The sequence below is a fragment of the Kitasatospora sp. NPDC034533 genome (genome assembly GCF_055575155.1).
Genome location: NZ_JBVITE010000001.1, coordinates 229,239 through 245,660, shown reverse-complemented (window position 1 = coordinate 245,660; position 16,422 = coordinate 229,239). Strand labels below are relative to the sequence as shown.

The 16,422-nt window shown below is 70.9% G+C and carries 17 protein-coding genes; 7 read left to right on the top strand and 10 right to left on the bottom strand.

Annotated elements, in window-relative coordinates; translation table 11 throughout:
• Positions 1-2 precede the first annotated feature (2 nt).
• From ACZ55U_RS01205 to ACZ55U_RS01190, 4 genes are all read right to left on the bottom strand, one after another.
• The gene (locus ACZ55U_RS01205; RefSeq protein WP_465521259.1) at positions 3-1,529 is read right to left on the bottom strand and encodes an ABC transporter ATP-binding protein; all 1,527 of its coding nucleotides are present in this window, start codon (positions 1,527-1,529) and stop codon (positions 3-5) included.
• Between the two features lie 348 nt (positions 1,530-1,877).
• Positions 1,878-2,939, bottom strand: coding sequence for a BMP family lipoprotein (locus ACZ55U_RS01200; protein WP_465521099.1), 1,062 nt, complete (start codon positions 2,937-2,939; stop codon positions 1,878-1,880).
• Between the two features lie 273 nt (positions 2,940-3,212).
• A complete protein-coding gene (locus tag ACZ55U_RS01195) occupies positions 3,213-4,466 on the bottom strand; it encodes an amidohydrolase (RefSeq protein WP_465521097.1) in 1,254 nt (417 codons plus the stop codon).
• Between the two features lie 212 nt (positions 4,467-4,678).
• A complete protein-coding gene (locus tag ACZ55U_RS01190) occupies positions 4,679-6,268 on the bottom strand; it encodes an acyl-CoA mutase large subunit family protein (protein WP_465521095.1) in 1,590 nt (529 codons plus the stop codon).
• Positions 6,269-6,384: 116 nt separating this feature from the next.
• Between ACZ55U_RS01190 and ACZ55U_RS01185 the strand changes: the two genes are divergently transcribed.
• The 6 genes from ACZ55U_RS01185 to ACZ55U_RS01160 all read left to right on the top strand — a co-directional run bounded on the left by ACZ55U_RS01185 (position 6,385) and on the right by ACZ55U_RS01160 (position 11,762).
• Positions 6,385-7,140 carry an SDR family oxidoreductase gene (locus tag ACZ55U_RS01185; protein WP_465521093.1) on the top strand — a complete coding sequence of 252 codons (756 nt, stop codon included), beginning with the start codon at positions 6,385-6,387 and terminating at the stop codon, positions 7,138-7,140.
• A gap of 380 nt (positions 7,141-7,520) precedes the next feature.
• Positions 7,521-8,006 carry a 2-oxo-4-hydroxy-4-carboxy-5-ureidoimidazoline decarboxylase gene (locus ACZ55U_RS01180; RefSeq protein WP_380731498.1) on the top strand — a complete coding sequence of 162 codons (486 nt, stop codon included), beginning with the start codon at positions 7,521-7,523 and terminating at the stop codon, positions 8,004-8,006.
• Positions 8,007-8,314: 308 nt separating this feature from the next.
• Positions 8,315-8,695, top strand: a complete 381-nt coding sequence (gene sdhC, locus ACZ55U_RS01175; protein WP_316523755.1) for a succinate dehydrogenase, cytochrome b556 subunit — start codon at positions 8,315-8,317, stop codon at positions 8,693-8,695.
• Between the two features lie 8 nt (positions 8,696-8,703).
• A complete protein-coding gene (gene sdhD, locus ACZ55U_RS01170) occupies positions 8,704-9,195 on the top strand; it encodes a succinate dehydrogenase, hydrophobic membrane anchor protein (protein WP_360352340.1) in 492 nt (163 codons plus the stop codon).
• A 51-nt stretch (positions 9,196-9,246) separates the two neighbouring features.
• Positions 9,247-10,989, top strand: coding sequence for a succinate dehydrogenase flavoprotein subunit (gene sdhA, locus ACZ55U_RS01165; protein WP_465521091.1), 1,743 nt, complete (start codon positions 9,247-9,249; stop codon positions 10,987-10,989).
• Positions 10,989-11,762: a succinate dehydrogenase iron-sulfur subunit gene (locus tag ACZ55U_RS01160; protein WP_465521089.1), complete on the top strand. Its 774-nt coding sequence runs from the start codon at positions 10,989-10,991 to the stop codon at positions 11,760-11,762. The genes sdhA and ACZ55U_RS01160 overlap by 1 nt, the downstream gene beginning before the upstream one ends.
• 63 nt (positions 11,763-11,825) lie before the next feature.
• On the opposite strand, the gene ACZ55U_RS01155 is transcribed toward ACZ55U_RS01160, so the two are convergent.
• Positions 11,826-13,478 (bottom strand): hypothetical protein, encoded by a 1,653-nt coding sequence (locus ACZ55U_RS01155; protein WP_465521087.1) that lies wholly within the window; start codon positions 13,476-13,478, stop codon positions 11,826-11,828.
• A 92-nt stretch (positions 13,479-13,570) separates the two neighbouring features.
• Positions 13,571-13,786 carry an SCO4848 family membrane protein gene (locus tag ACZ55U_RS01150; RefSeq protein WP_465521257.1) on the bottom strand — a complete coding sequence of 72 codons (216 nt, stop codon included), beginning with the start codon at positions 13,784-13,786 and terminating at the stop codon, positions 13,571-13,573.
• 81 nt (positions 13,787-13,867) lie between these two features.
• Here ACZ55U_RS01150 and ACZ55U_RS01145 point away from each other — a divergent pair, with 81 nt between their 5' ends.
• A complete protein-coding gene (locus tag ACZ55U_RS01145) occupies positions 13,868-14,119 on the top strand; it encodes an SCO4848 family membrane protein (RefSeq protein ID WP_465521255.1) in 252 nt (83 codons plus the stop codon).
• Positions 14,120-14,168: 49 nt separating this feature from the next.
• Here the strand turns inward: ACZ55U_RS01145 and ACZ55U_RS01140 are convergent, their stop codons facing one another.
• The 4 genes from ACZ55U_RS01140 to ACZ55U_RS01125 form a co-directional block, all read right to left on the bottom strand.
• Entirely contained in the window at positions 14,169-15,257 is a 1,089-nt protein-coding gene (locus tag ACZ55U_RS01140) for a protein-L-isoaspartate O-methyltransferase family protein (RefSeq protein WP_465521085.1), read from the bottom strand.
• Positions 15,258-15,265: 8 nt separating this feature from the next.
• Complete coding sequence (locus ACZ55U_RS01135) at positions 15,266-15,418, bottom strand: hypothetical protein (RefSeq protein WP_465521083.1); 153 nt, start codon at positions 15,416-15,418, stop codon at positions 15,266-15,268.
• Positions 15,419-15,966: 548 nt separating this feature from the next.
• Complete coding sequence (locus ACZ55U_RS01130) at positions 15,967-16,164, bottom strand: hypothetical protein (protein ID WP_465521081.1); 198 nt, start codon at positions 16,162-16,164, stop codon at positions 15,967-15,969.
• Positions 16,161-16,355: a hypothetical protein gene (locus ACZ55U_RS01125; RefSeq protein ID WP_465521079.1), complete on the bottom strand. Its 195-nt coding sequence runs from the start codon at positions 16,353-16,355 to the stop codon at positions 16,161-16,163. Before ACZ55U_RS01125 ends, ACZ55U_RS01130 begins: the two co-directional genes overlap by 4 nt.
• Positions 16,356-16,422 lie beyond the last annotated feature (67 nt).

The window sequence follows — 16,422 nt, the reverse complement described above, 5'->3', positions numbered from 1 at the left end:
GGTTACTCCCCCGCCTGCGGGTCGTCGGCGGTGTCGGTGGGCTGGTGCCCGGCCTCGGCCTCGGTGCCCTCGGCCGCGATGGCCCGCGCGTCGGCGACGGCCTCCGCCTCGGATTCGAGGTGGCCGCTGGCGGCGCCGGTCATCGCGGTGCCGAGGTCCTCGGCGGTGACGGTGGCCGGGTCGGCGTCCGCGACCAGTCGGCCGCGGTAGATCACCCGGATGGTGTCGGACAGGCCGATCAGCTCGTCCAGGTCCGCGGAGATCAGCAGGACGGCCAGGCCGGCCCGCTGGGCGACCCGGATGTGCTCCCAGATCTGCGCCTGGGCGCCGACGTCCACACCGCGGGTGGGGTGGGCCGCGATCAGCAGCTTGGGCTGGTGGCTCATCTCGCGGCCGATGATCAGCTTCTGCTGGTTGCCGCCGGAGAGCGAGGCCGCGGTGACCTCGATGCCGGGGGTGCGGACGTCGTACTCCTCGACGATCCGCCAGGTGTCCGTACGGGCGGCGGCCGGGTCGAGCAGCAGACCCTTGGAGTTGGGCTCCTCGGTGACGTGGCCGAGGATGCGGTTCTCCCAGAGCGGGGCCTCCAGCAGCAGGCCGTGCCGGTGCCGGTCCTCGGGGATGTAGCCGATGCCGGCCTCGCGGCGGGCCCGGGTCTGGGCGCCGGAGAGGTCCTCGCCGTCCAGGGTGACGGTGCCGGCGTTCAGCGGCAGCATGCCCATGATGGCCTCGACCAGCTCGGCCTGGCCGTTGCCCTCGACACCGGCGATGCCGAGGATCTCGCCCTTGTGGATGCGCAGCGAGATGTCGTCCAGGACGACGCGCTCGATGCCCTCGGCGTCGGTCTTGGCGATCCGCAGGCCCTCGACGTCGAGCATCACGGTGTCGGTGACGGTCGACTCGCGGCTCTCCGGGGAGGGCAGCTCGGCGCCGACCATCAGCTCGGCGAGCTGGCGGGCGGTGACGGCCTTCGGATCGGCGTCACCGACCGTGGTGCCGCGCCGGATGACGCTGATCGCGTCGGCCACCGCGAGCACCTCGTGCAGCTTGTGCGAGATGAAGATGACGGTGACGCCCTCGGACTTGAGGTCGCGCAGGTTGTCGAACAGCGCGTCGACCTCCTGCGGGACCAGCACGGCCGTGGGCTCGTCGAGGATCAGGATCTTGGCGCCGCGGTACAGCACCTTGAGGATCTCGACGCGCTGGCGGTCGGCGACGCCGAGGTCCTCGACCAGGGCGTCCGGGCGCACGCCCAGGCCGTACTGGTCGGAGATCTCCTTGATCTTCGCCTTCGCCTTGGCGCCGATGCCGTGGAGCTTCTCGCCGCCGAGGACGACGTTCTCCCACACGGTGAGGTTGTCGGCGAGCATGAAGTGCTGGTGCACCATGCCGACGCCGCGGGAGATGGCGTCGCCGGGGGTGTTGAACTCGCACGTCTCGCCGTTGATCGCGATGGTGCCCTCGTCCGGCTTCTGCATGCCGTAGAGGATCTTCATCAGCGTCGACTTGCCGGCGCCGTTCTCCCCCATGAGGGCGTGCACGGTGCCGGTGCGGACGGTGAGGTTGATGTCGTGGTTGGCCACGACACCGGGGAAGCGCTTGGTGATGCCGCGCAGTTCGACGGCCGGCGTCGCCGTCCCCGCGCTGGGGGTGCCGTCCTCGTGGAGGGGGACGGGGTCGGATGCGGTGATGGCGATCTCCTGGTGGTCTGGAGGCGCGTCATTGCGCTGGGAGGGCCAAGGGGGGTGGACGTGGGGACGGAACGGGGCCCGGGGGTACGCGTCAGCGCACCCTGCCGGGCCCCTCCCGTGAACTGTGTGAATGCGTCGCGCTGCCGGGCAGGCGGCAGGCGCTGTGGCGTCCGGGACGCGCGGTCCTTACTTGGCCGGCGCGGTCGGAATGGTGGTGGCGCCGGACTTGATCGCCTCGGCGGCGGCCTTCAGCTTGTCCTGGATGTCGTCCAGCTTGCCGCCGGTGGTGGCGAGCGAGACGCCGTCGGCCTTCAGGTCGAACATCTTGATGCCGGTCGGGTTCTGGCCCTTCTTGACCGAGTCGACGTACGAGAACACCGCGGTGTCGACGTTCTTGACCATCGAGGTCAGGATGCTGTTCTTGTACTTCGCCAGGGCCGGCTGGTTGGCCTGGTCGGAGTCGACGCCGATGGCCAGGGCGCCCTGCTTGTTGGCGACGGCCTCGATGGCGCCGTTGCCGGAGGAGCCGGCGGCGGCGTAGATGACGTCCGCGCCCTTGTCGAGCTGGCCCTGGGTGGCCTCCTTGCCCTTGTCGGGCGAGGCGAAGCCGGTGAAGTCCGGCGGGGTCGTCAGGTAGGTGGTCTCGACCGTGATGTTCGGGTCGACGGACTTCACACCCGCCGTGTAACCGGCCTCGAACTTCTTGATCAGCTCGGACTGCACACCGCCGATGAAGCCGACGTGCTTGGTCTTCGACTTGTTCGCGGCGGCGACACCGGCCAGGTACGAACCCTCCTGCTCGGCGAAGAGCAGCGAGGTGACGTTGGCCGGCTGGTCCTTGTCGTTCGAGTCGATGATCGCGAACTTGACGTTCGGGTTCTCCTTGGCGACCTTGTTGACGGCCGGCTGGTAGACGAAGCCGACCGCGACGATCGTCTTGTAGCCCGCGTCGATCAGGTTCTTGAGGCGGGTCTCCTTGTCGGCCTCGGCCTCGCCCTGCTTGGCCTCGGCCTCGGTCACGGTGACGCCCAGCTCGGACTTGGCCTTGTCCAGACCACGGGCCGCGGAGTCGTTGAACGACTGGTCGCCACGGCCACCGATGTCGTACGCCATGCCGACCTTGAGCGAGCCGTCGCCCGAGCCGGAAGAGGAGGAGGTGTCGGTGCTCTTTGCGCCGCAAGCGGCGAGCGAGGCCATGCCCAGGGAACCTGAGAGCACAACCGCGGCGAGCTTCATTGAACGGCGCAAGGGGGTATCTCCTTCTACACGCAACCGTTTGGCGTGGTCGGACGCCACCGTAACGCGCGTAGAACACGGTTGTGTTACGGGCTGGTAGCGCCTCCGGGTTGTTACCAAACCGTGGTCTGACGTTCTTCCTGAGGCGCTAACCCGTGCGCGGACGGTGATCCGAGGTCGGTTTCGCCCAGTTTACGGACGCCTTCCGGCGCCTCGGATCCCCACGACGCCAACGGTGCTGACGATCCCGTCACACGGCGGAAGAACCGCTCCCGGGGGCGCCCGTCAGCTGCCGTCCGCCTCCAGCGCCAGCGCCGAGAACAGCTCCACGCCGATGCCGATCGCCCGCTCGTCCACGTCGAACCGGCCGTGGTGCAGGTCCCTGACGGTGGGGTCGCCGGGGGCGCGGACGCCCAGCCGGGCCAGCGCGCCCGGGGCGTACTCCAGGTACCAGGAGAAGTCCTCGCCGCCCAGGCTCTGTTCGGTGCTCTCCACCACCACGGCGCCGTCGCCGGCGAAGCGGGCGCGCATCACCTCGTCCAGCCGCGCGACCGAGACCGCCTCGTTGACCACCGGCGGCACCCCGCGGTGGTAGTCCAGCGTCCACTTGGCCCGGTAGGTCTCGGCCAGCTTGGCGATCAGCTCGTGCATCAGGTCCGGCGCCTCGCGCCAGCCGTCCAGCTCCAGGCAGCGGACGGTGCCCTCCAGTTCGGCGTGCTGGGGGATGACGTTGGGCGCCGTGCCGGAGGCGATCCGCCCCCAGACCAGGCTGACGCCCCAGCGCGGGTCCATCCGGCGGGCCAGCATGCCCGGGAGGTCGGCGGCCGCCTTGGCGACCGCGGTGACCAGGTCGGTGGTCAGGTGCGGCCGGGCGGTGTGCCCGCCGGGGCCGTCCAGGTGGAGCACCAGGCGGTCGCAGGCCGAGGTGATCGCCCCGACCCGCAGGGCGATCCGGCCGACCTCCACCTTCGGGTCGCAGTGCACCGCGAAGATCCGCCCGACGCCCTCCATCCCGCCGGCCTTGATCACGTCCAGCGCGCCGCCGGGCATGACCTCCTCGGCGGGCTGGAACACCAGCCGGACGGGGCGGCGCAGCTCGCCGGTCCGGACGGCCTCGGCCAGCACCAGGCCGGTGCCGAGCACCACGGAGGTGTGCACGTCGTGCCCGCAGGCGTGGGCCCGGCCGGGGACGGAGGAGCGGTACGGCACGTCGGTCTTGGCGTCGTCGATCGGCAGCGCGTCGATGTCGGCGCGGAAGGCCAGGAACTCCGTGCCCGGGGTGGTCCCGGGCGGGACGACGTCGACGAGCATTCCGGTGCCGCCGGGCAGCACGCGGGGTTCGAGGCCGGCCGCCACCAGCCGGTCGCGCAGCAGCCCGGTGGTGCGGAACTCCTGGCGGCCAAGCTCCGGGTGCCGGTGCAGATCACGACGGAAGGCGACCAGCTCGGGCTCCAGCGCGCGGACCCGCTCACGGAGATCGGCGGCAGGGCGTGCGACGGCGAGAGTGGCGCCCGACTGAGCGGGCTCAGGACGGTTCATCTCGCCAATCGTAGGCCTGTTGGGGGGATTTGGCCCGACTTCCGGAAAATTAGTCTCCGGATGGGCGCATACCGGCCGGACAGGTGGGTATGACATCTCGTTTCAGCCGCCTTCCCCAGGTTGCCTGACCTGTGCAACGATCCCCCACGCCGGCGGTCACGGCCGACACTTCCGCGACGGCACCGTCAAGTTGACGTCCGTTCAGCGGGACGTCAGAACCGCTCCACCGGGGCGTACGTCCCCCACACCTCGCGCAGCGCGTCGCAGACCTCGCCGACGGTGGCCCGGGCGGCCAGCGCCTCCTTCATCGGGTACAGCACGACCTCCGTCCCCTCGGCGGCGCGGCGCAGCGCGTCCAGCGCCTGGCCGACGGCGCCGGCGGAGCGCTCGGCCCGCAGCCGGGCCAGCCGCCGCACCTGCCGCTCCTCGACCGCCGGGTCCACCCGCAGCGGCCGGTACGGCTCCTCCGTGTCCGACCGGAAGCGGTTGACGCCGACCACGGTCCGCTCGCCGGAGTCGGTCTCCCGCTGGACCCGGTAGGCGGTGCGCTCGATCTCGTCCTTCTGGTAGCCCTGTTCGATCGCGGCCACCGCGCCGCCCCGCTCCTCGATCCGGTCCATCAGGGCCCGCGCGGCGGCCTCCACCCCGTCGGTGAGCGACTCCACGGCGTAGGAGCCGGCGAACGGGTCGACGGTGGCGGTCACGTCGGTCTCGTGGGCGAGCACCTGCTGGGTGCGCAGGGCGAGCCGGGCGGCCTTCTCGGTGGGCAGCGCGATCGCCTCGTCGAAGGCGTTGGTGTGCAGCGACTGGGTGCCGCCGAGCACCGCGGCGAGCGCCTGCACGGTGACCCGGGCCAGGTTGACCTCGGGCTGCTGGGCGGTGAGCTGCACTCCCGCGGTCTGGGTGTGGAAGCGCAGCATCTGCGAGCGCGGGTCCCGGGCGCCGAACGCGTCCCGCATGACTGTGGCCCAAATCCTGCGTGCGGCACGGAACTTGGCCACTTCCTCCAGCAGGGTCGTGCGGGCCGCGAAGAAGAACGAGAGGCGGGGCGCGAACTCGTCCACGGCCATTCCGGCGGCGAGCGCGGTGCGGACGTAGGCGATGCCGTTGGCCAGGGTGAAGGCGACCTCCTGCGCGGGATCGGCTCCGGCCTCGGCCATGTGGTAGCCGGAGATCGAGATGGTGTTCCAGCGCGGGATCTCGGCCCGGCAGTACCGGAAAACGTCGGCGGCCAGCCGCAGCGAGGGACGCGGCGGGAAGATGTAGGTGCCGCGGGCGATGTACTCCTTCAGCACGTCGTTCTGGACCGTGCCGGTGAGCGCGGCCGGCGCCACCCCCTGGGCCTCGCCGACGAGTTGGTAGAGGAGCAGGAGCGGGGCAGCGGGCGCGTTGATGGTCATCGAGGTGGACACCCCGCCGAGCGGGATGCCGTCGAACAGCACCGCCATGTCCTCGACGCTGTCCACCGCCACGCCCACCCTGCCGACCTCGCCCGCCGCGAGCGGCGCGTCCGAGTCGTAGCCCATCTGGGTGGGCAGGTCGAAGGCGACCGAGAGGCCGGTGCCGCCGCCGGCGATCAGCTGCCGGTAGCGGGCGTTGGACTCGGCGGCGGTGCCGAAGCCCGCGTACTGGCGCATCGTCCAGGGCCGGCCGGTGTACATCGTCGGGTACACGCCCCGGGTGTAGGGGTACTCCCCCGGCCGCCCCAGCCGGGCGGCGGCGTCCCAGCCGGCCAGGGACTCGGGTCCGTACAGCGGCTCGATCTCGAAGCCCGACTCGGCGCGGCGCGGCTCGGCGGCCATGGGGGTCCCTCCGGAACTGGGGGTCGGTCCTCCTGCTCCAGGGTCCGACCGGCCCGCCGGGGCGGCGACGCGGTTGAGATGATCGGGTGAACGACCGACGAGCCCAGGGAGTGGCAATGACCGAGCAGAAGGTGGCCGTGGTCACCGGTGCCAGCAGCGGAATCGGCGCGGCGACCGCCCGCCGGCTGGCCGCCGAGGGCTTCGAGGTGGTGCTGACCGCCCGCCGCACCGGGCGCGTGGAGGCGCTGGCCGAGGAGATCGGCGCCGGGGGCGGCTCGGCGCGGGCCGTCACCCTGGACGTCACCGACCGGGCCGCCGTGGACGCCTTCGCGGCCGAGGTCGGCCGGGTGGACGTCCTGGTGAACAACGCCGGCGGCGCGATCGGCGCCGAGACCGTCGAGCACGGCGACCCGGCCGACTGGCGGGCCATGTACGAGGTGAACGTGCTCGGCGTGCTGCACATGACCCAGGCCCTGCTGCCGGCCCTGCGGGCCACCGGCGACGGCACGGTGCTGGTGCTCTCCTCGACCGCCGCGCTGGCCGCGTACGAGGGCGGCGGCGGGTACGTCGCCGCCAAGCACGCCGCCCACACCATCGCGGCCACGCTGCGGCTGGAACTGTGCGGGGAGCCGATCCGGGTGATCGAGATCGCGCCCGGCATGGTGAAGTCCGAGGGCTTCGCGGTCACCCGCTTCCGCGGCGACGAGGAGAAGGCCGCCGCGGTCTACGCGGGCGTGGCCGAACCGCTCACCTCGGAGGACGTCGCGGACACCGTGGCGTGGGCGGTCACCCGGCCCCCGCACGTGAACATCGACCTGCTGGTGGTCCGCCCCCGGGCCCAGGCCGCCAACCACAAGGTCCACCGCGTCTGAGCCGCGCCGACGGCGGGGAGGGCGCGGGTGGCACCGGGGAGGGCGCGGGTGGCGGCGGGTTGGGCGCCGATGGCGGCGGGCTGGGTGCCGGTGGCGGGGAGTCGCTGGTGACGGGGAGGGTGCTGACACCCAGGCGTCAACGTCACAACTTGATAGCTCGTCCGGATGAATTCGGCGCGCGCCCTCCCCAACTGATGAGCGCTCAACTACCTTTGAGGCGCTGACGGACCGGCCCCGAGCGCCCCTCCGCGGCCCCATACTCCAGCTACGCCATCCACCCCACTTCACCGGCACCTTCCCGCCCTCACGAGGAGGACCCGCTGGCCAGCGACATCCCGTCACAGCGGCTCGACGCCAGAACAGAGCCGACCCTCCTCGGGTTGCACCGCTTCAACGAAGCCGACGCCGGCGCCGCCGAGGAGGCCCTGCTGGCCTGCTGCGGCAGCCACCGCTGGGCCCTGCGACTCACCGCGCACCGGCCCTACCCCGACATCGAGTCCCTGCTGGCCGCCGCCAGCGAGGCCTCCTACGACCTCCGCCCGGCCGACCTCGCCGAGGCGCTGGCCGACGAGAGCTGGATGCCGCAGCCGCTGCTCGGCATGCGGGCTCCCGGCAGCCAGGCCGCGCACACCGCGCTGCGGGCGGCCCACGCCGCCTACGAGGCCCGGTTCGGCCACGTCTTCGTGGTCTGCCTGGAACGGGTCGCCCCGGAGGAGATGCTCGACACCGTGCTCTCCTCCATCCGCACCCGGCTCGCCAACGACCCGGACGAGGAGCGGCTGATCGCGGCCGACGAGCTCCGCCGGATCGCCCTCACCCGCCTGGAGCACCTGGTCGCCACCCATTCGGAGGCCGCGGCGCACTGAACCCCGGCCGTACTCGCGGGCGCACCCCCTTCCCCGGGTGGGCGCGCGCGGGTACGGCCGCGCCGGGTTCACCCGCGAGGGGGGCCAAGCCTCCACCCAACGTGACGAATCGGTCACTCATGGCGGTGATCCCGGGTTTGGTTCCCGCTCGACTAGGCCAGAAGTGCCTGATTGATCACACCTGGGGCCCCCGGAGGCGCCGCACGACGAGGCGTCGATAGGATGCTGGCGGCCGGTGGACCGTACCCGGCCGGGCTGACCGACACCGAAGCCGGCCGAGCCCCCAATCGCTTCCGGAGGGTTTTTCCGTGCCGGCTGGAACGCTGTACCGCGGCCGGGAAGGCATGTGGAGCTGGGTGGCTCATCGAGTCACCGGCGTCCTCATCTTCTTCTTCCTGTTCGCCCACGTCCTGGACACCGCCCTCGTGCGAGTGTCGCCGGAGTCCTACGACACCGTCATCCAGACGTACAAGACTCCCCTCGTGAACCTGATGGAGTACGGCCTGGTGGCCGCCATCCTGTTCCACGCCCTGAACGGCCTGCGGGTCGTGGCGGTGGACTTCTGGGCCAAGGGCCCGAAGTACCAGAAGCAGATGCTCTGGACCGTCGTCGGAGTCTGGGTCGTCCTGATGGCCGGTTCCTTCTACGGGATCCTCCAGCACACGCTGATCTCCTGGTTCGGGAAGTGAGCCGAGACATGTCCACGGAAATCTCCGACGCCATCGTCGTCCCTTCCAAGCAGGCGCACACCGGCAAGGGACTGGGCACCGGCAACCCGGCCGACGCGTTCGTCATCGAGCCTCCGCGCCAGCGGACCAAGAAGACCCCGCGCCGCACCCGCACCAACTTCGAGATGCTGGCCTGGCTCTTCATGCGCCTGTCCGGTGTCGTCCTGGTCGTGCTGATCCTCGGCCACCTGCTGATCATGCTGGTGCTCGACGGCGGCGTCTCCAAGATCGGCTTCGCCTTCGTGGCCGGCCGCTGGGCCTCGCCGTTCTGGCAGGGCTGGGACCTCCTGATGCTCTGGCTCGCCATGCTGCACGGCGCCAACGGCATGCGTCAGGTCATCAACGACTACGCCGAGAAGGACTCGACCCGGCTCTGGCTCAAGGGGCTCATGGGTACCGCCACGGTCTTCACCGTGCTGCTGGGCACCCTGGTGATCTTCACCTTCGACCCCAACATCTGAGCCGCGAGCACCATCGACCATCGGCAGAGGCCAGAGGCGAGTTAACCCCCCATGCAGATTCACCAGTACGACACCGTCATCGTCGGCGCCGGCGGCGCCGGCATGCGCGCGGCCATCGAGTCGACGCAGCGCAGCCGCACCGCCGTCCTGACCAAGCTCTACCCGACCCGGTCCCACACCGGCGCGGCCCAGGGCGGCATGTGCGCCGCCCTGGCCAACGTCGAGGAGGACAACTGGGAGTGGCACACCTTCGACACGGTCAAGGGTGGTGACTACCTGGTCGACCAGGACGCCGCCGAGATCATGTGCAAGGAGGCCATCGACGCCGTCCTCGACCTGGAGAAGATGGGCCTTCCCTTCTCCCGCACCGAGCAGGGCCGGATCGACCAGCGCCGCTTCGGCGGTCACTCCCGCAACCACGGCGAGGCCCCGGTCCGCCGCTCGTGCTACGCGGCCGACCGCACCGGCCACATGATCCTCCAGACGCTGTTCCAGAACTGCGTCAAGCACGGCGTCGAGTTCTTCAACGAGTTCTACGTCCTCGACCTGCTGCTCAACGAGGGCAAGACGGCCGGCGTCGTCGCCTACGAGCTGGCCACCGGCGAGATCCACGTCTTCCAGGCCAAGTCGGTCGTGTTCGCCTCCGGCGGCACCGGCAAGTTCTTCAAGGTCTCCTCCAACGCCCACACCCTCACCGGTGACGGCCAGGCCCTGGTCTACCGCCGCGGCCTGCCGCTGGAGGACATGGAGTTCTTCCAGTTCCACCCGACGGGCATCTGGCGCATGGGCATCCTGCTCACCGAGGGCGCCCGCGGCGAGGGCGGCATCCTGCGCAACAAGGACGGCGAGCGCTTCATGGAGCGCTACGCCCCCGTCATGAAGGACCTCGCGTCCCGTGACGTCTGCTCCCGCGCGATCTACACCGAGATCCGCGAGGGCCGCGGCTGCGGTCCCGAGGGCGACCACGTCTACCTCGACCTGACCCACCTGCCGCCGGAGCAGCTGGACGCCAAGCTGCCGGACATCACCGAGTTCGCGCGCACCTACCTCGGCATCGAGCCCTACACGGACCCGATCCCGATCCAGCCCACCGCGCACTACGCCATGGGCGGCATCCCGACCAACGTCGAGGGTGAGGTCCTGCGCAACAACACGGACGTCGTCCCGGGCCTGTACGCGGCCGGCGAGGTCGCCTGCGTCTCCGTGCACGGCGCCAACCGCCTGGGCACCAACTCGCTGCTGGACATCAACGTGTTCGGCCGCCGCGCGGGCATCGCCGCCGCCGACTACGCCAACGCGAACGATTTCGTCGCGCTGCCGGAGAACCCGGAGGAGAAGGTCCAGGCGCTGGTCGACGGCCTGCGCGAGTCCACCGGCACCGAGTCCGTGGGGCAGATCCGCAAGGAGCTGCAGGAGACCATGGACACCAACGCGATGGTGTACCGCACCGGCGCCACCCTGAAGCAGGCGATCGAGGACATCGCCGCGCTGAAGGAGCGCTACAAGAACGTCTCCATCCAGGACAAGGGCTTCCGTTACAACACGGACCTCCTGGAGGCCGTCGAGCTGGGCAACCTGCTCGACCTGGCCGAGGTGCTGGCCGTCTCCGCGCTGGCGCGCGAGGAGTCCCGCGGCGGCCACTACCGCGAGGACTTCCCGACCCGTGACGACGTGAAGTTCATGCAGCACACCATGGCGTACCAGGAGGTCGCCGCCGACGGCAGCACCTCCATCCGCCTCGACTACAAGCCGGTCGTCACGACCCGCTACCAGCCGATGGAGCGTAAGTACTGATGAGCACTCCGACCCTGGAGAAGCACTCGGCCGCTCTTGACGCGGCCGAAGCCGGTGCCGTCCAGCCGATCACCGTCACCTTCCGGATCCGCCGGTTCAACCCGGAGGAGCACCCGGACCCGGTGTGGGTCGACTACCAGCTGACGATGGACCCGAAGGAGCGCGTCCTGGACGCGCTCAACAAGATCAAGTGGGAGCAGGACGGCACCCTCACCTACCGCCGCTCCTGCGCCCACGGCATCTGCGGCTCCGACGCCATGCGGATCAACGGCCGCAACCGGCTGGCGTGCAAGACCCTGATCAAGGACGTCAACCCGGAGAAGCCGATCACGATCGAGGCCATAAAGGGCCTGACGGTCCTCAAGGACCTGGTCGTGGACATGGACCCGTTCTTCCAGGCGTACAAGGACGTCATGCCGTTCCTCATCACCAAGGGGAACGAGCCGACCCGGGAGCGCCTCCAGTCCGCCGAGGACCGCGAGCGCTTCGACGACACCACCAAGTGCATCCTGTGCGCCGCGTGCACGTCGTCCTGCCCGGTGTTCTGGAACGACGGCCAGTACTTCGGCCCGGCCGCCATCGTCAACGCGCACCGCTTCATCTTCGACTCGCGCGACGAGGGTGCCGAGCAGCGCCTGGAGATCCTCAACGACCGTGAGGGCGTGTGGCGCTGCCGCACCACCTTCAACTGCTCCGAGGCCTGCCCGCGTGGCATCGAGGTCACCAAGGCGATCCAGGAAGTGAAGCGGGCGCTGGTCACCCGCCGCTTCTGACCCCCGCCCGGCGGCCCGCGGGCCCCGCCCGATCCCCGGATCGGGCGGGGCCCGCGGCGTTCACTAGCGCAGGGCGCCGAGGTCCCTGGGCTCGGACCAGCCGCTGAAGGCCACCAGGTGCCGGTCGGCCGTCACCGCCCACAGGTCGGGCACTCCGTCGCCGTCGGCGTCGCCCGCGCTGTCGAGCGTCGGGTAGGCGTCGGCGGTGAAGCCGGTGGCCACCACGTTCGCCGAGGGGTCGGCGAGGGCGGAGAAGTCCAGCAGCCCGTTGTCCTTCCTGGTCACCGGGTAGGCGTGCAGGTCGCCGGTGGCCCGCTCGCGCGCCCACACGGCGAGGTTGCCCGAGGCGTCCGCGCCCGGGGCGATCAGGTCGTAGCCGCTCCAGTCCCCGGTGGTGGCGACGGGCTCCGCGAAGCCGTAGCCGCGGAACGCGTCGTAGTAGGCGTAGAGCTTGCCGTGCTCGACCGCGAGGAGCGTCGGCAGGGACGGACTCGCCGCGCCGTAGCGACCGCCCACCGCGACGAGTTGGTCAGCGGCGGACCATCCCGGGGCGTAGTCCTCGGGGCAGGTGCTCGACCCGTCGGCGGCACCGACGCAGCGGGACGGCTTCCCCCCGTGCAGGGGCAGCCGGTCGCCGAAGACGCCCTTGTCCCAGTTGGAGTAGATGTACAGGCCCTCGGTGTCGCCCTTGGGACGCACCACCAAGTCGTCGCCGGGCCCGTGGATGTCGGCCCAGCCCCGGTGCAGCACCTGGTAGTCCTGCCAGCCGGTGTGGGCGGGGGCGAGCGCGGCCGGAACGACGGAGGTCGGGGTGGTGTCCCGGGCGGCGGCGCTGATGATCTGCAGGTTGCCCTGCGCGTCCGGGAGCAGGATGTCCGGGACGCCGTCGCCGTCGACGTCGCCGGGGACGGCCGGCTTGGGGCGCGGGTCCGAGGGCGCGAAGAAGCTGTAGACGTAGGGCTGGCCGACGTTGCCCGCTTCGTCCATGGTCTGGACGGTCAGGAGGTTGGTGCCCCAGTCCTGGGGCTTGAGGGTGAGCTGGGCGGTGCCGTCGGAGCCCGCCTTGACGGTGCCCGCGGAGGCGCAATCCCAGCCGACACCGATCCAGCCGTTCAGCACGTACCGGAAGCAGGCCACGCCGGAGGCCCGGCCGCCGGCCGGGGCGGCGTCGAGCCCCTTGACGGTGAAGACGCCGCTCTCCCGGGCGTACTTGCCGGGGGTGGCACCCGAACCGTCCTCCGGGAAGTCGGTGGAGGAGATCGACAGCCCCGGGTGGGTCAGGTCCACCCGGAAGCGGCAGGTCGGAGTGGGCTTGCCGCTGCCCGGATCGTAGGCGGGCCAGGTCTGCCAGGAGTAGGAGTGACCGTCCGCCAGGCCGGAGGTGGCCAGCTTGGCAGCACCTCCTGTGACGTCGACCGTGGTGTCGACGATCTTGTCGTGGTCCGGGGTCGAGTCGTCCCAGACCTTGAAGCGCACCTGCGGCGAGGTCGCCGAGACGGTCAGCGTCGGGTTCGCGACCGGCAGCCAGCCGGGAGCGGTGGCGTCGCCGCAGGCGTCGGTGTGCAGACCGGTGGAGGCGAAGCCCGGCGAGGGCACCGCCTTCGGGTCGCTGACCGCGTTCCCCGGCACGGCGGCGGCACCGGGCGCCGCGAGCAGGCCCGCAGCGAGTGCCGCCGCGGTGGCCCCGCCGATTCGGCGGACGTGTCGAAATGTCATGAAGGTTCCCCACCCCTTGTGTCCCATGGACCGGTTCCATGTGGAAGCGGTGAGGATCCTGCCAGCGTGGGCTGACAGCGGCAACGGCAATATCAGTCGGTGGCCGGGGAGCGGCGGGTGGCGCGCAGGCCGCGGACGCCGATGGTGCCGACGGCGATGCCGAGGAGGAAGGAGGTGACGGCGAGGAGGAGGTGGATCCAGAAGAAGGCGGTGGGCTGGGAGTGGTCGCCGTCGGTGAAGGCCTGGCCGCCGGAGTCCTTCCACAGGTTCTTGACGAAGGTCGTTGAAGGGAAGCCACCCAGGAGGATCGGAGGGTTCCCCCGCCGGTCGGCCGGACAGGCGCGGGTCACATACTGGAGGGAACGCCTCCCCGCATGAAGGACATCCCCGTGAAGCTCACCCGTCCCGTCTCCTGGTTCCTCGCAGCGTTCGGCGTGTGGTCTTGGGTGATCTGGTCAACCTTCGCTAAGAACCTCTGGAAGGACTCCGGCGGGCAGGCGTTCGTGAACGGCGACCACTCCCAGCCGACCGCCTTCTTCTGGGTCCACCTCCTCCTCGCCATCACGTCCTTCCTCCTCGGCACGGCCGTCGGCGTCATCGGCCTCCGGGGCATTCTCGCGGCCCGCCGCGCCACCAAGTAGAGGCCCGGCCGCTCCGTGGGGGACGCGGGACGGCCGGGCCGGTCGGTGGTTAGGGCAGGACGTTGACGGGGTCGTCCAGCCAGGGGCGGTGTTCGCCGGAGACGGTCACGGTCATGCCGAGCCGGGTAAGGCCGGGCTTGTCGTTGCGCACCCACCAGTCGTGCGCCGCCGTAACCTCGTCCCACAGGTTGCGCGGGCCGGACTGCGACACCGCGTGTTGCCCGTCCCAGTCGGCGAATCGGCAGTGGGCGTAGGACACGCCGTCCCAGATTTCAGCCCGACCCGTGCCGAACCGGTCGTAGCCAGCCCACACGTTCTGACGGAACAGGTCCGGGATTCGCAGACCGATCGCGAAGGCCGCGTGGGTCTGCTCGGCCACGTCGGCGGGGTCGATGCCGGACGCGCTGCGCCGGATGTCCTCGATGTCGAAGTCGCCACTGTCGGGGTGCTGGTCGCGCACCCACATGAACGACACGTCCTCGACGAACGGGCCGCTCGCCGACTGCCCGTCCTCGGCCACCGTGAGGCGCAGCAGCGCGCCGTTGCAGAACGGCGTGCCGTAGGGCACCAGGATGACCCCGCCGGGGGCTGTCTGCTCGATGATCGACGACGGCAGCCGCTGGACGGCCGCCGTGAAGTGCACCCGGTCGAACGGAGCGCCCTTGGGGTGGCCCAGCGTGCCGTCACCCGCGATGACCGTAGGCCGCAGGTCGGCGGCGTACAGGCGGTAGCGGGCCTGGCTGGCAAGGTCCGGGTCCACTTCGATGCTGGTCACGTTCTCGGCGCCGATCTGGCGGGAGAGAAGGCCCGCCGTCCAGCCGGTTCCGGTGCCCACCTCCAGGACCCGCATACCCTCGGCCACGTCCAGGTGCCGGAGCATCTGGGCGACCACGGTGGGCATGGAGCTGGACGACGACGGGGTTTCGGTCTTGTCGTAGACCTGTGTCACGAGAGCAAGGTCCGAGGTGACCAACTCGGCCCAGTTATCGGGCTGTTCGGTGCGGTCGATCCACTTGCCCTCGGACAGGATCCGGTCCGGGGTGAACAGGTCGCGCGGGGTGGTGCGGAACGTCTTTTCCCAGTCGGCCGACAACGCCCCGGACTCCCGGAGCGCGTCGGTCAGCTTGTCCCACGTCATGGCTTCCCTTACGGCTTGGACGGCTTGGGCAGGTTGGTGGGCGGGGCGTCGCGCTGGCCGTCGTGCGGCGCGGTGTCCGGCCTGCCCGAGTGGCCGCCCCCGCTGCCGCCACCGGCCTTGCCGGGGCCGTCGTTGCCCGATCCTCCACCGTGCTTTCCCATGTGCGTTCCCTCCTGTGGGTGAGTTCTAGCAACAGCCCCAATGGGGCGGCCCCGTCCGTGAGTTGGGGCGGAGCCACCCCATTGGGAGTTTCAGCCGGCGGCCGGGGCGCCGGTGGTCACCGGGTACACCGGCCCGGGGCCCGGCGGGGCAGGCGGCGGGGGCGGCGGCGGGATGGGGGGCGGAGTGCTCATACTGGTGCCTCCTCACGCGTGAGCGTTCCGGGCACCAGTCGGTGCCCGGGGCGTTCGGTGTTGCGGAACCCGCTCCGGTCGGCTGCCTGCCAGGGATGATGGCCGGGGCGGGAGTCTGTGGGGCGCATCAGCGCCACGGGTGGTTGGCCTCGCGCAGCCTGGCCAGCAAGTCCGCCCGCCGCTCCCGTTCCTCCGGCGTCAGCGGAGCCTCGCTGAACTCCTCCGGGCTCAGGACCGGCCGAGGCTCGATGGGCCGCTCAGGGGGCCACGGGCGGGCTCCAATCCACTCGAACGGGTCTACGGGCTCAGCGTCCCCGGCGGGGCCCTGTGCGGCCGTCTGCGGGTCGTCCTGGCGGTCACTCACCCGGTGCTGCCCCCGGGTTCGTGCACTCGTCGTTGTCGGCGTGCTGCTGCCGCCACCGGACCAGGTGCCGTGCGATGGTGGGGTTCGTGTCGGCCGAGTACTGCGCTTCGATCCCGTCGAAGTAGGCGCACCCGAGACAGAGGTTCTCCGACCCGCTGACAGCCGGGGCGGGAGCCGTGGGGAGCGTCATGCCGCCCCCTTGTCGGGGCACACGTCCGCGCCGCAGGTACAGAGCGGCCAGTCCTGCGGGATGCCCCGCCCCATGGCCTTGGCGGCATACGCCGGGTCGTAGTCGGCCAGCGCATCCACGGCGGGAGCGCGCTTGCGCTGCTCCGCCCGGTACTCGGCGCGGGTCTTCGTCTTGGGACTGTTGGTGCTCACCGCCATTGGGGGCCGCTCCCTCGGACTACTCAGAACCGATGAGCAACACGCTAGGGACCTAGGCGAG